The following is a 14,218-nucleotide window of genomic DNA, read 5'->3' as shown; positions in this document are numbered from 1 at the left end:
TGGTGTTTTGGGAGACGTCCGCAGTCTTGAGCGAAGCGGCGCGAGACAGCAGTGTCCGCAGTAGAGCGAACGATGGACACACCACAATCATGGCGTAGGCAATCTTGGGAAATCGTAGATTGACGTGCAAAATCGCAAAATTGGTAGCGGGGGTCCGCTACATCGCGATACCCACTATCTCGAAGGCGCTGTTTTCCTATCGACGCGCAGCTTAACTCGCGGGGCCGCATCTTCATAGTCCGCCAAAAGCCACCGTTCGTGTGCGATTCATCGCTGCCGAAAAACGGTACCCAAATAGGTTCAAATCCCGGAGGCGATTTGAACCTACGGCGGCGTTCGCTACCATTGAGCGTACGAAATCGTAGGTGATCGTAGTTTGGCGTGCGAAATCGTGGCCCGTGGTAGCGGGGGAGGGACTCGAACCCCCGACCCCAGGATTATGATTCCCGTGCTCTAACCAGCTGAGCTACCCCGCCACAGGGTCGCGAACGGCGGAACGGCCGATCTCGCGAACGCGCGGCATATAAGGAAGGGGGCGGCGGGAAGTCAAGCAAAGTGGCGGCGATTGATGGGGTGATTTCGCTGGCGAAATCGCCCGGTTTTGGGGCGGACTCGCGCCGTTTGGGCTGAACACGCCAATTTCACGCACCAGACTCGCGGAGAGCCCCCCTCACCCGGAATCCGCGCTTTGCGCGGATTCCGGCCTCTCCCCGCGCGCGGGGAGAGGCGAAGGAAAAACCGCCTATTTCGGCCTCACATTCGGGTCGCCGCCGGGGCTGCCGGGGGGCGGGATCACCGGGGTCTTGCCGCCGGTTTCGGGGGCCGGGGCGTGCATGTCGGGGTCGATGCCGGCGGGCGGGCAGAGCACGCCGTCGGATTTTGCCAGCTTGTCGCCGAGCGGTTCCCGGGACTGGCCGGTGGTGGTGCCGTCGGGTGAGCGGTTCGGGCGGTCCTGCGGGGCGCAGTTGGCCGCATGTTGCGGGGATGGCGGCGCGGTCGCTTGCGGCGGCGTCGCCGGGGCGGGCGGGGCCTGCGCGATCGCGCTGCCGGAGGCAGCGATCAGGAGGCTTGCCAGGATGATGTTTGATGTCGTGCGCATGGGAGGAAAACGCGCCGGCCTTGGCGCGTGTTCCCGCGGCGCCATCACGATTTGCGGTAGCGGATCAGCGAGAAATGGCCCATCGGCGGCATGGGGCGGCGCTCGGTGAGCGTGACGCCGCCGTGCCTGGCGGCCCAGTTGACGAGGCGGGCCCACGGGAATTCCGGGCGCCAGCCGAGGCGGCGGGCGATCGGAGCGAAGGCGAGCTCGGAGAGCTTGCGAAGCCCCTTTTCCGCACCGATGTGGTTGACGAGGATCAGCTCGCCGCCCGGCTTGAGCACGCGCATGAACTCGTCGAGCGTGCCTTCGGGATCGGGCACGGCGGTGATGACATATTGCGCGACCACCGCGTCGAAGACGTTGTCGGCGAAGGCGAGGTTCTTCGCGTCCATCACCGAGAGCACTTCGACATTGGAGAGGCGCAAGCTCCGCACGCGCGCCTGCGCCTTGCGCAGCATCGGCTCGGAGATGTCGACACCGCAGATTTTCGTGGTGCGCGCGTAATCGGAGAGCGAAAGCCCGGTGCCGACGCCGACGTCAAGGATGCGGCCACCGATGCGGTCGGCCTCCGCAATGGTCGACTGCCGTCCGGCGTCGAAGACCTTGCCGAACACGAGATCGTAGACCGGCGCCCAGCGGCCATAGGCCTTCTCGACCCCGGCCCGCGAGATGTCTGCTGCCATGCCCCCTGCCCTTACGCGAATTCTTAGAATGTAATGAACATTGGTGAGATCGATGCCAACCCCGACGTTGGTGCACCTCCCCCGCTTGCGGGGGAGGTCGACGCGCTCGCAAGAGCGCGGCGGGTGAGGGCTTTATCCTCTCGCGAGATATCGCGTGTGGAAAGAGCCCTCTCCCCCACCCTCTCCCGCAGGCGGGAGAGGGGGCGCACTTCCGGTGTCGCGAGAGTGCGGTCCGATCTCATGATGTTCAGCCGCGCACGGCTTCCGCGAGCGGGCGCGACGTGGCCGCGCCGAGCTTCGCGGCGGCGCTCTGGATGAAGCCGCCGCCGAGCACGCGGGCCTGGCCGCCAGGTGCGTCGTAGAACACGCAGGCCTGGCCCGGCGAGACGCCCTCTTCGCCGGCGACGAGCTCGACCTCGTAATGGCCATTGCCGCCGCGCAGCCAGGCCGGCTGCGGCGAGCGGGTCGAGCGCACGCGCACGAACATCTCTAAGCCGCTTCCGATCGCGCGGTCGATGTCGCCGCCGCCGATCCAGTTGACGTCGCGCAAGCTGATGCGGTGCATCTTCAGCGCATCGCGCGGGCCGACCACGACGCGGCGGTTGGCGGCATCGAGCCGCACCACGAACAGCGGCGAGCCGGAGGCGATACCGAGACCGCGGCGCTGGCCGACGGTGAAATTGGCGATGCCGTGATGCTGGCCGAGCACGCGTCCGTCGAGATCGACGATGTCGCCGGGGTCCATCGCGTTCGGGCGCAGGCGGGTGATGATGTCGGTGTAGCGGCCCGTCGGCACGAAGCAGATGTCCTGGCTGTCGTGCTTGTCGGCGACCGCGAGACCAAAGCGCCGCGCGAGCTCGCGCGTCTCGGGCTTGGTCATGTCGCCGAGCGGGAAGCGCAGGAAGTCGAGCTGTGACTGCGTGGTCGCGAACAGGAAATAGCTCTGGTCACGGTCGCTATCGGCCGCGCAGACCAGCGCGCGCGAGCCGTCATCGCGGCGGCGCGAGGCGACGTAATGGCCGGTGGCGAGCGCCTGCGCGCCGAGCTCGCGGGCGGTCTTCAGCAGGTCGCGGAATTTTACGCTGCGGTTGCACTCGATGCACGGCACCGGCGTTTCGCCAAGCGCATAAGAGTCGGCGAAATTGTCGATGACCGACTCGCGAAAACGGTCCTCGTAGTCGAGCACGTAATGGGGAATGCCGAGCTTGGCGGCGACGTCGCGGGCGTCGTGGATGTCCTGGCCGGCGCAGCAGGCGCCCTTGCGGTGGGTGGCCGCGCCATGGTCGTAGAGCTGCAGCGTGATGCCGACGACGTCGTAGCCTTCAGCCTTGAGCAGCGCAGCCGTCGTCGATGAATCGACGCCGCCCGACATGGCGACAACGACCCTGGTGTCCTCAGGACGGCCTTCGAGATCCAGACTGTTGAACATGGGTTCTTAAGCTGTGACGGCGGCGTTCGGCGATCCGCGATTTGCTTCTGGCCGGGACATGAACGGTCCCGGGGGAACTTCGGTTCCCGCGGGGGCACGACTTGCCCGGTCGAAAGCGGCTGAGAGCTGCCTCTTTAATATAGGCGGCCTTCCGGTGAAGCAATCACGCCAGCCCCCTGCTTAGGGCAATTCTTGCCGGGGCGGCAGAAATGGCGGGGCTTTTGCGCCCCTCGCGGCGGCGCCGCCGATCGATCAAGGCATTGATTTGACTTGATAAAACAGGCCAACGGGAGGCTGGCCCGCTCCTTGCAGCCCCCAAGCCGAAGATGTTTCCAAGGGGTTGCCTGTGGTCGGTGTTTCCTCAGATCTAGCTGCCAGCGTGCAGGTTTCGAGCACGCAGCAGAAGCCCGCGCGCTCGCAAGGGCACAAGGACACGTCGGCGAGCGACTCCTTCGGCTCCCTGGTCGACAGCAACACCCAGGCGATCAGCAACAATTCGCCGGCGCAGGACACCGCGCCGCGCCGGACCGATTCCGCCTCGTCGTCCTCCGCCTCCGACCGCAGCTCGCGCGACACCGCCTCCACCGACCAGGCCGCGCAGAGCAAGGCCAGCGACGACACCGACAATTCCGCGCCCGCCGGGAACGACACCACGAGCGAGGCGACCGCCGATCCGGCCAAGGATTCCACCAAGCCCACCAAGGCCAAGGATAAGTCCGAGACGTCAGACGCCAAGTCGGCGGACAAGTCCGACGAGACCAAAGGTGACAAGACCACCGACGGTCTTGCCGCTGCCGTCGATGCCGCGGCCACGGCGCAAGTCGATGCGACGCAAACCGCGGTGCCCGATCCGAACGCGATTCCGGTCGCCGCACCCGTCGTGCCGGCCGATCCGAATGCGGCAGCAAGCCAGGCCAGCGATGCCGCCGCCTCGCCGCTGACCATTGCCGCCGCCGGCATCGCCGCCAGCGCCTCCACCGCGGCGCAGATCGCAGGCACCAAGACCGATACCGCGACGCCCGGCGACAAGAGCGCCAAGACGGCCGGCGCGAAAGTCGAAGCCGACACCTCGGCGACGCTCGCCGATGCCGCGACCGGCACCACCGACGGCACCGCGACCGATGCCAAGACCAATGGCGGACTGATCGCCGCCGTGGATCAGGGCACGCCCAAGACCTCGTTCAAGGCTGCCGCCACCGCGCAAGCGCAGACCGACATCTCCAATATCGGCCAGGACGCGGGCAAGACCAACGCTGCCACGCCGCAGGCGCCGGCGACCGCGACCAACGCCGCGACGCATCCGCAAGCCGCCAAGCCGCAGGCCGACGGCAGCGCGACCGACGCGAAGCCAGGTGCCGCGGACCGCACGCCCGACGCGATCCCGGCCGCACCGGCCGCGCACGCCCATGCCAATGCGCAGGCCGCTTTCAACACGACCGACAGCAGCGCCCAGGCCGCCGCCGCCGTGCAGGCGCCGCTGACCACGACGACCTCGGCGGCAACCGCCTCGACCGCAACACTGACCGCGACCGCCGCGACTTCCGCGGCGGTGCCGATCAACGCCGTGCCGATCGAGATCGCGGCGGCCGCGCGCGCGGGCAAGACGCGGTTCGACATCAGCCTCGATCCGGTCGATCTCGGCCGCATCGACGTCCGCATCAATGTCGACCGCAACGGCCAGGTCACCTCGCATCTCACCGTCGAGAAGCCGGAGACGCTGCAGATGCTGCGGCAGGATGCGCCGCAATTGCAGCGAGCGCTCGACGATGCCGGCTTCAAGACCGGCAGCAACGGGCTCTCCTTCAGCCTGCGCGACCAGAATTCGTCGGGCCAGCAGTCCGGCCAGAACAACGACAATGGCGGCAATGCCCGCCGGCTGATCATCAGCGAGGACGACAGCGTTCCCGCAGCGCCCGTGGGGCGCGGCTACGGCCGCATGCTCGGTTCGAGCAGCGGCGTCGACATCAGAGTGTGAGGAGTATTCGACAATGACCACCACGAATGCCGCCACCGCCCCCGCCGTCGTCTCCGGCACGACGCAGACGACGTCGTCCTCCTCGTCGAGCTCGAACATGAGCTCGAGCACGGGCTCGACGCTCGCCGGCAATTTCCAGACCTTCCTGACGCTGCTGACGACGCAGCTGCAGAACCAGAACCCGCTCGATCCGCTCGACACCAACCAGTTCACCCAGCAGCTGGTGCAGTTCGCCGGCGTCGAGCAGCAGCTCAAGACCAACGACTCGCTGGCCCAGCTCGTCACCCTGCAGCAGACCACGCAGGCGACCCAGGCGCTGGGCTTCGTCGGCAAGACCGCGCTGGTCGACGGCTCGACCGCGACCATGAAGAACTCGTCGGCGACCTGGCATCTCAACGTGCCGAGCGATTCCACCGTCGACATCACCGTCGCCAATGCCAGCGGCCAGACCGTGTTCACCGGCAAATACACCGCCGCCGCCGGCACCGACATTCCCTTCACCTGGAACGGCATGGGCAATGACGGCACGCAATGGCCCGACGGCAAGTACACGATCTCGGCCACGGGCAAGGACGTGGCGAACAACACTGTCGGCATCGCCGCGCAGGTGCAGGGCACAGTGTCGTCCGTCGACCTGACCCAGTCGCCGCCGCTGCTCACCATCGACGGCGCCAGCTACACGCTGAGCCAGGTGAAGAGCATCATCGCGACGAGCAGCAATTGAGGGTACGGCCGTTACTACATCCTCGGTGTCGTCCTGGCGAAAGCCAGGACCCATAACCACCGAAAGTCGTTTTAGTGCGAGGACGTGACCCCGAGTCTTCGCCAAACTACTATTTGGGGTAATGGGTCCTGGCTTTCGCCAGGACGACACTGAGGGGCTTGGCAGCGTCCCGCGCAGGCCCCGGTTTGTTAGTAAAGTATTTACCTTCTGCCCGCCTGGCCGGCTCGAACCATGCTGTTTCGCCCGCTAGGCCGGCCGCGTTCCCGCAAGTTTCAACGAGAATTGTATTGAAGCCTTAGGCTTAGCGGATTTTTAAGCCGCGGGGGTTACGGTTACGGCGTGAGTTCAGTGGTTGAGAGTTTGTGAGTACGCCATGACAGAACCCCATCGCCCGAGGGTAAAATACGTCATCGGGCCGGACGGCAGTCCGCTGACGATCGCAGATCTGCCCGCGCCCGGTACCAAACGCTGGGTCATCCGCCGCAAGGCCGAGGTCGTCGCCGCTGTGCGCGGCGGACTTCTCTCCCTCGAGGAGGCCTGCAGCCGTTACACCCTGACGGTCGACGAATTCCTCTCCTGGCAGTTTTCCATCGACCAGCATGGTCTGGCGGGTCTTCGCACCACCCGCATCCAGCAATATCGCCAGTAAGCGATCCGGAAATCTGCGGCTTTTGACGAAAATCGGCCTCGCCCAGCGAGGCCGATTTTTTTCATGACGCGACTTTTGTCCGACCTCTTAACCTTCGTTAACCATATCGAAACCATCCCCTAGGCAATAATTGCCCAGTCGGCCGCTCGGTTGCGGGTCGAATTGGTCGGGGCGGTTGCTTGCAAGGTCTTGGGGACTTCTTAAAAAGTATCGGTGCCGCCCGGTTCGGGGCGATGATCGCGGTCACCGCCGCGCTCATCGGCTTCTTCGCGTTCGTCATCATGCGGGTCACCACGCCGCAGATGACGACGCTGTTCACCGACCTCAGCGTCGAAGATTCTTCCAGCATTATCAAGGACCTGGAACGCCAGGGCATCCAGTTCGAGATTCGTAATGAGGGCTCCATCATCATGGTGCCCAAGGACAAGGTCACGCGTCTCAGGATGAAGCTCGCCGAGGGCGGCCTGCCCAAGGGTGGCGGCGTCGGCTACGAGGTGTTCGACAAGTCGGACGCGCTCGGCACCACCTCCTTCGTCCAGAACATCAATCATCTGCGCGCGCTGGAAGGCGAGCTTGCCCGCACCATCCGCGCCATCGACCGCATCCAGGCCGCCCGCGTCCACCTCGTGCTGCCCGAGCGCCCGCTGTTCGCCCGCGAGGCGCCGGAGCCGTCGGCCTCGATCGTGGTGCGGGTGCGCGGCTCGCTCGAGGCCCAGCAGATCCGCGCCATCCGCCATCTCGTCGCCTCCGCCGTCAACGGGCTGAAGCCGCAGCGCGTCTCGATCGTGGACGAGGCCGGCCAGCTGCTCGCCGACGGCGCCCAGACCGATCCGGAGCAGGCGCTCGGCGACGAGCGCCGCACCGCCTTCGAGAAGCGGATGCGCAAGCAGGTCGAGGACATCGTCTCCTCGGTGGTCGGATCGGGCCGCGCCCGCGTCCAGCTCTCCGCCGATTTCGACTTCAACAAGGTCACCCAGACCTCGGACAAGTTCGATCCCGAGGGCCGCGTGCTGCGCTCGAGCCAGACCCGCGAAGAAAGCAGCATGACCGCCGACAACAACGGCCAGGTCACCGTCAACAACGAGCTGCCCGGCAACCAGCAGAACAACGGCGTCGCGGCCAAAGACCAGAGCAAGAAGACCGAGGAGACCAACAATTACGAGATCTCCCGCACCACCAAGACCGAGGTGACCGAGGCCGGCCGGGTCAACCGCATCTCGGTCGCGGTGCTGGTCGACGGCATCTACAGCAAGAACGACAAGGGCGAGCTGGCCTATCAGGATCGCACCAAGGAGCAGCTCGACCGCATCGCCACCCTGGTGCGCTCGGCGATCGGCTTCGACCAGAAGCGCGGCGATCAGGTCGAGGTTGTGAACCTGCGCTTCGCCGACGCCCCCTCCACCGCCCCGATCGGCGAGCCCAGCGGCTTCCTCGGCATGCTGCAGTTCACCAAGGACGACGTCATGTACTTCGTCGAGCTCGGCGTGATGATGCTGCTCGGCCTCGTCGTGCTGTTCATGGTGATCCGCCCGCTGGTCAAGCGCATCCTCGCCTCGGACGAAGTCGCCGCCGCGATCTCCGGCGTCCTGGCCGGCCCCTCCGCCTCGGAAGAGGCCGCGCCGGCCACAGGACAGGCGCTGCTGCCCGGCGGTGCCGCCAGCGCGATCGACGTCGCCACCATCCAGGGCCAGGTCCACGCCCAGTCCGTTCACCGTGTCGGCGAGCTCGCCGAACGCAATCCCAACGAAACCGTCGCCATCATCCGCCAGTGGCTCACCGAGCCAGCCAAGTAACTGCCAAGTGAATCAAGAAGTGATCTGACATGGCCGCCAATCTGCAAAACGCCAACTCCACCGACATCACCAGCGTGATCTCCACGCTCGGCCAGCGTGCGGGCAACCGTGCGGGCGGCAAGACCGAAGCGCTGGCGGGCCCGAAGCGCGCCGCGATCCTGATGCTGGCGCTGGGCGAGCAATATGGCGGCAAGATCTGGGGGCTGCTCGACGACGACGAGGTGCGCCAGCTCTCGCTGGAAATGTCGACGCTCGGCACCGTCGAGGTCGACACCGTCGAGGACATGCTGCTCGAATTCGTCTCGCGCATGTCGGCCTCGGGCGCGCTGATGGGCAATTTCGACGCCACCGAGCGACTGCTGCAGCAATACCTGCCGCCGGAGCGCGTCAACGGCATCATGGACGAGATCCGCGGCCCTGCGGGGCGCAACATGTGGGAGAAGCTCTCCAACGTGCAGGAAGAGGTCCTCGCCAATTACCTCAAGAACGAATACCCGCAGACCATCGCCGTGGTGCTGTCGAAGCTGAAGTCGGAGCATGCCGCCCGCGTGCTCGGCATCCTGCCAGAGGAGCTCGCGCTCGACGTCGTCAACCGCATGCTGAAGATGGAGGCGGTGCAGAAGGAGGTGATCGAGAGCGTGGAGAAGACGCTGCGCACCGAATTCATGTCCAACCTGTCGCAGACCCGCCGCCGCGACGCCCACGAGGTGATGGCGGAGATCTTCAACAATTTCGACCGCCAGACCGAAACCCGCTTCATCACCTCGCTGGAAGAGGAGAACCGGGAATCGGCCGAGCGCATCAAGGCGCTGATGTTCACCTTCGACGACCTCGTGAAGCTGGATTCCGGCTCGGCGCAGACCCTGATGCGCAACGTCGACAAGGACAAGCTCGGCGTCGCGCTCAAGAGCGCCAACGAGGACGTCCGCAACTTCTTCTTCGGCAACATGTCCTCGCGCGCGGCCAAGATGCTGCAGGACGACATGGCGGCGATGGGCCCGGTCCGCCTGCGCGACGTCGACGAGGCCCAGGCGCTGCTGGTCAACCTCGCCAAGGACCTCGCCGCCAAGGGCGAGATCATGCTGACCAAGAACCGCGCCGACGACGAGCTGGTGTACTGATGGCGGCTCCGGCAAAATTCCTGTTCGACACCGACTTCGCCGCGCCCGAGCGGACGCGCGAGAGGGCCGCGACCGCGGCCGAGATCGCACAGAAGGTCGCCGAAGCCGAGGCACGGGCCTATCAGGACGGCTTTGCCGCCGGCCAGCGCGAGGCCAAGGCCGAGAGCGACCGCCGCGTCGCGCTCGCCATGGAAGAGATCAACATCGCGATCCGGGGCATCGCCTCCGGCATCGGTAACATCGAGACCAGGATGGAGACCGAGGCGGTCGACGTCGCGGTCGCCGTGGCGCGCAAGCTGTGCGCCGACCTCGTCGCCGCCGAGCCGCTCGGCGAGGTCGTCGCGCTGGTCAAGGACTGCTTCTCGCATCTGGTCGCGACGCCGCATCTCGTCGTCCGCATCAACGATTCGCTCTACGACAGCGCGCGCGAGAAGATCGAGCGGCTCGCCAAGCAGAGCGGCTTCGAGGGCCGGCTGGTGATCCTGGCCGAGCCGGAAATTGCCACCGGCGACTGCCGGATCGAATGGGCCGATGGCGGCGTCGTGCTGGAGCGCGGCGCCATCGCGGCCAAGATCGACGACATGGTCGGACGCTATATCGCGTCCCGGAGGGGGAGCTAAGCCATGAGCGACACCGACGGACAGGTCCCGTTGCCCGATCTCAACGGCCCGATGCCGCCGACCGCGGATGTCGGCTACAACGAGGACGAATATGCGGCGCGCGCCGCCGCCGACCTCGAAGCGGTGTTCGACGTGCCGGTGCAGGTCTCGGCCGTGCTCGGCCGCTCCAAGATGGATGTCGGCGAGCTGCTCAAGCTCGGCCCCGGCACCGTGCTCGAGCTCGACCGGCGCGTCGGCGAGGCCATCGACATCTACGTCAACAACAAGCTGGTCGCCCGCGGCGAAGTCGTCCTGGTCGAGGACAAGCTCGGCGTGACCATGACGGAAATCATCAAGACCGAACGCACATGATAACGCGCAATAGCGCGACCAGACGGACAGGAGACTGACATGCGGCTTCTCATCGTTGGCACATTGAAGGGCCAGCTCACCACCGCCACCAAGATCGCGATGGAGAACGGCGCCACCGTGACCCACGCCGAGGATCACGAGCAGGCGATGCGGGTGCTGCGCGGCGGCAAGGGCGCCGACCTCCTGCTGGTCGACGTCGCCCTCGACATCCGCGACCTCGTGATGCGGCTGGAAGCCGAGCACATCCACGCTCCGATCGTCGCCTGCGGCATCACCAACGACGCCCGCGCCGCGGTCGCGGCGATCCACGCCGGCGCCAAGGAATACATCCCGCTGCCGCCGGAGCCGGAGCTGATCGCCGCGGTGCTGGCTGCCGTCGCCAACGATTCCCGCGAGCTGGTCTATCGCGACGACGCCATGGCGAGGGTGATCAAGCTGGCGCAGCAGATCGCCGGCTCCGACGCCTCGGTGATGATCACCGGCGAGTCCGGCACCGGCAAGGAAGTGCTGGCGCGCTACGTCCACACCCGCTCGGCCCGCGCCAAGCGTCCGTTCATTTCGATCAACTGCGCCGCGATCCCCGAGCACCTCCTGGAGTCCGAGCTGTTCGGCCACGAGAAAGGCGCCTTCACCGGTGCCGTCGCCCGCCGCATCGGCAAGTTCGAGGAGGCGACCGGCGGCACGCTGCTGCTCGACGAAATCTCCGAGATGGACGTCCGCCTGCAGTCCAAGCTCCTGCGCGCCATCCAGGAGCGCGTGATCGACCGTGTCGGCGGCACCAAGCCGGTGCCGGTCGACATCCGCATCATCGCGACTTCGAACCGCAACTTGGCGGAAGCCGTGCGCGAAGGCACGTTCCGCGAGGACCTCCTGTTCCGCCTCAACGTCGTGAATCTGAAGATCCCGCCGCTGCGCGAGCGTCCCGCCGACATCCTCGAGCTCGCCCAGCACTTCGTGAAGAAATATGCCGAGGCCAACGGCGTGCCGACGCGCCCGCTCTCGGCGGAGGCGCGCCGCGTGCTCTCCACCAACCGCTGGCAGGGGAACGTCCGCGAGCTCGAAAACACCATGCACCGCGCGGTGCTGATGGCGCAGGGCGACGAGATCGGCCCGGACGCAATCATCACCCCGGACGGCGACCGCCTCGATCTCGCCAAGACGGCGCCAGCCGTGGCGCATGCCACGATGGCCGCCGAGCAGGTGACGCGGGCGCTGGTGGGGCGCACCGTCGCTGACGTGGAGCGCGACCTGATCCTGGAGACGCTGAAGCACTGCCTCGGCAACCGCACCCATGCCGCCAACATCCTCGGCATCTCGATCCGCACGCTGCGCAACAAGCTCAACGAATACGCCGACGGCGGCATCCCGATCCCGCCGGCGGGCACGCCCGGCGAGTATCCGCGCATGCCGATGGTGGGGGCGTAGGGGCCTTGGCAAAATTGAGAGATTGCGAATGCCCGGGCCGGTCCCGGGCATTTTCTTTTCGTGATGGGCTCACGGCACCGCCTTACTCTCCGCCGTCGTCCCGGCCTAGCGCGCAATTGCGCGCTAGGCCGGGACGACAGTGAGGAAGCAGGGTGCGTCCCTAAAAGGCCCGGAGCGCTCCTGCGCTCCGGGCCTTTCCATGTCGCGATCTGTCCGAATTATTTGCCCGGCGGGACGTAGGAGCTTGCGAGCTTCGCGGCCTTTTCCGCGATGCTCTTGAATTCGCCCATCTTCCAGGCGCGCACGGTTTCGACCTTGGAGACGGCGCCAGTGGCTGCGGCAACCATTCCAATCGCAATAGCATCGGAGCCATCGGGAAACTCCGTGACGAGCACTGCGTCGTGCTGACCAGTCGTCATGAAAGCTCCCTGGAGCTTTCCGCCTGCTTTCTCGACCAGCGCAGCGATGACTGAAGTACGATCGATCGGCTTGTCAACCATTCCCTTGATGCCCGCGTTTGAGTATGAGACGTACGAGATGAACAGCGGCATGTTTTCTCTCCGTCTAAGTTAGAGCGACAACACCTGTAGTTTTGGAAAGAGCTCTCCGAACGAGAGCAAGGCACAGCCTGCCGACAGCATTCGAGCTGCCTTGAGAATAGAGCTGCGGACCTCGGCACGTCCAACTGGCAGCTTGTGTCGACTATAGCCAACTCCGCAATGCGGCGCGAACGGTAAGCCAAGCCTACCCATTTGGAGCGCGACCCATCGTGCCACCGCGAGTGAAGCAGTTCACTGTCGATACGCATCAGGATCGATAGAATTTTGGAGTGAGGTGATCTCGGCCACAAACCGCGTCCACCTTCTCAAACGTCCTTCAACTCGAAAGGGCAAGCCATGGAATACGCTTCGTGGACGATCTCCTGTCGGCAAGGACATGGGCCGAAAGATCGGCGCGCTGGCCGTCGCGACGCAGCTTCGTGGCGTCGAGGCAATGGCGCAGCCAAGCCGCTAGGTCGGCTGCTTTTCGAAGCGTCGAGCACATGGCCGCACCGCATCCGGCGACTAGGTCACGCCCGCGCAAGGTCCTATAACCTCGCGTGAGAACCACGAGGGTACATATGTCTGAAGCTCAAATCACGGACTGGCTGGCGTCGCAGAAGCAGGCCATGATCGATCTCTTGCGCGACGTCGTGAACATCGATTCCGGGTCTTATGACAAGGAAGGCGTCGATGCTGTCGGTGCGCGGTTCGAGCGGCATTTTGCCGAGCACGGCATTCCGTTCCGGCGCGAGGCCAATGCCAGCTTCGGCGACGCGATCCATGCCGAGGTGGCAAAGCCCGGCAGCAACGAGAAGCCGGTGCTGTTGATGGGACATCGCGACACCGTATTCGGCAAGGGCGAGGCCGGGCGGCGGCCGTTCACAATTCGAGATGGCCGCGCCTACGGACCGGGTGTCTCCGACATGAAGTCCGGCCTCGTCATGAACGTGTTCGTGGCGACCGCCTTCCACAAGTTCGGCGGCTCACCGCATCCGATCAAGGTGCTTATCACCTCTGACGAGGAGATCGGTTCGCCCTCCTGCCGGCCGGTGATCGAGCGCGAGGGGCGTGCCGCCCGCGCCGTGTTCAATTCCGAGCCGGGCCGACCCACCGGCAACGTCGTGACGGGACGCAAGGGCGGCATCTTCATGCACATGACCATCACCGGCAAGGCGGCGCATTCCGGCGCCAATTTCGCCGCCGGCGTCAGCGCGATCGGCGAGCTCGCGCACAAGATCGTGCAGATCCACGCGCTGACCGATCTCGACAAGGGCATCACGCTCAATGTCGGCCTCGTCTCGGGCGGGCAGTCCGTCAACACCACGGCGCCTTACGCCGAAGGCCAGATCGACATGCGCTATGTCGATCCGGCCGATCGTGCGCGGATCATGGCCGCGATCGAGACCATCGTCGCGACCTCTTACGTGCCGGGCACCAGCGCGACGTTGACGATCAAGGGCGAGTTCGTACCGGTGGTGCAGAGCGCGGAGTCGAAGACGCTGTTCGAAGGCTATCAGGCGGCCGCAAGGCAGGTCGGCCTCACGACGCTGCAGGGCGAGTTCTCCGGCGGCTGCGCCGATTCCGGCTTCACCGCCGCCGTGGGCACGCCGACCATCTGCGGCCTCGGGCCGGTCGGCGGCCTCGCCCACACGCCGGAGGAATATCTCGAGATCGACAGCATCGTGCCGCGCGCGCAGGCGCTGGCGCTGGCGATTTTGAGGGGGTGATGGAGGGCGTAGCGCCGTAGGGTGGGCAAAGCGAAGCGTGCCCACCACTTCGGTCATCGCGGGAAAAATGGTGGGCACGG

The 14,218-nt window shown here is 65.8% G+C and carries 13 protein-coding genes and 1 tRNA gene; 9 read left to right on the top strand and 5 right to left on the bottom strand.

All coding sequences use genetic code 11. The features are described from left to right. Positions 1 to 399: 399 nt before the first annotated feature. From ACVJ19_RS16520 to mnmA, 4 genes are all read right to left on the bottom strand, one after another. Positions 400 to 476 (bottom strand) — tRNA-Met (locus ACVJ19_RS16520). Positions 477 to 742: 266 nt separating this feature from the next. Next, positions 743 to 1,099 carry a hypothetical protein gene (locus ACVJ19_RS16515; protein ID WP_453950111.1) on the bottom strand — a complete coding sequence of 119 codons (357 nt, stop codon included), beginning with the start codon at positions 1,097 to 1,099 and terminating at the stop codon, positions 743 to 745. 44 nt (positions 1,100 to 1,143) lie between these two features. After that, on the bottom strand, positions 1,144 to 1,782 hold the full coding sequence (locus ACVJ19_RS16510; protein WP_453950110.1) for a class I SAM-dependent methyltransferase: 639 nt from the start codon (positions 1,780 to 1,782) through the stop codon (positions 1,144 to 1,146). Between the two features lie 247 nt (positions 1,783 to 2,029). Then, positions 2,030 to 3,211, bottom strand: a complete 1,182-nt coding sequence (mnmA, locus tag ACVJ19_RS16505) for a tRNA 2-thiouridine(34) synthase MnmA (protein WP_453950109.1) — start codon at positions 3,209 to 3,211, stop codon at positions 2,030 to 2,032. A gap of 346 nt (positions 3,212 to 3,557) precedes the next feature. Here mnmA and ACVJ19_RS16500 point away from each other — a divergent pair, with 346 nt between their 5' ends. From ACVJ19_RS16500 to flbD, 8 genes are all read left to right on the top strand, one after another. Beyond that, positions 3,558 to 5,186, top strand: coding sequence for a flagellar hook-length control protein FliK (locus tag ACVJ19_RS16500; protein WP_453950108.1), 1,629 nt, complete (start codon positions 3,558 to 3,560; stop codon positions 5,184 to 5,186). 13 nt (positions 5,187 to 5,199) lie between these two features. Then, a complete protein-coding gene (locus ACVJ19_RS16495; protein WP_453950107.1) occupies positions 5,200 to 5,910 on the top strand; it encodes a flagellar hook assembly protein FlgD in 711 nt (236 codons plus the stop codon). 373 nt (positions 5,911 to 6,283) lie between these two features. Beyond that, positions 6,284 to 6,559, top strand: a complete 276-nt coding sequence (sciP, locus tag ACVJ19_RS16490; RefSeq protein WP_002714638.1) for a CtrA inhibitor SciP — start codon at positions 6,284 to 6,286, stop codon at positions 6,557 to 6,559. Positions 6,560 to 6,738: 179 nt separating this feature from the next. Further along, entirely contained in the window at positions 6,739 to 8,352 is a 1,614-nt protein-coding gene (gene fliF / locus ACVJ19_RS16485; RefSeq protein WP_453950106.1) for a flagellar basal-body MS-ring/collar protein FliF, read from the top strand. A 29-nt stretch (positions 8,353 to 8,381) separates the two neighbouring features. Continuing rightward, positions 8,382 to 9,473 carry a flagellar motor switch protein FliG gene (gene fliG, locus ACVJ19_RS16480; RefSeq protein ID WP_211406857.1) on the top strand — a complete coding sequence of 364 codons (1,092 nt, stop codon included), beginning with the start codon at positions 8,382 to 8,384 and terminating at the stop codon, positions 9,471 to 9,473. Then, positions 9,473 to 10,093: a FliH/SctL family protein gene (locus ACVJ19_RS16475; protein ID WP_453950105.1), complete on the top strand. Its 621-nt coding sequence runs from the start codon at positions 9,473 to 9,475 to the stop codon at positions 10,091 to 10,093. The genes fliG and ACVJ19_RS16475 overlap by 1 nt, the downstream gene beginning before the upstream one ends. A gap of 3 nt (positions 10,094 to 10,096) precedes the next feature. Next, positions 10,097 to 10,444, top strand: coding sequence for a flagellar motor switch protein FliN (fliN, locus tag ACVJ19_RS16470; RefSeq protein WP_080139212.1), 348 nt, complete (start codon positions 10,097 to 10,099; stop codon positions 10,442 to 10,444). Positions 10,445 to 10,483: 39 nt separating this feature from the next. Beyond that, entirely contained in the window at positions 10,484 to 11,869 is a 1,386-nt protein-coding gene (gene flbD, locus ACVJ19_RS16465) for a sigma-54-dependent transcriptional regulator FlbD (protein WP_453950104.1), read from the top strand. Between the two features lie 218 nt (positions 11,870 to 12,087). On the opposite strand, the gene ACVJ19_RS16460 is transcribed toward flbD, so the two are convergent. Continuing rightward, entirely contained in the window at positions 12,088 to 12,420 is a 333-nt protein-coding gene (locus tag ACVJ19_RS16460; protein ID WP_453950102.1) for a GYD domain-containing protein, read from the bottom strand. A gap of 569 nt (positions 12,421 to 12,989) precedes the next feature. On the opposite strand from ACVJ19_RS16460, the gene ACVJ19_RS16455 reads away from it, so the two are divergent. After that, positions 12,990 to 14,138 carry a M20 family metallopeptidase gene (locus ACVJ19_RS16455; protein WP_453950101.1) on the top strand — a complete coding sequence of 383 codons (1,149 nt, stop codon included), beginning with the start codon at positions 12,990 to 12,992 and terminating at the stop codon, positions 14,136 to 14,138. The last annotated feature ends 80 nt before the right edge of the window (positions 14,139 to 14,218 follow it).

It is taken from the genome of Bradyrhizobium sp. USDA 376 (genome assembly GCF_054063675.1).
Note: the sequence above shows the minus strand (reverse complement) of the source record. Positions and strands in the feature narration are given on the sequence as shown.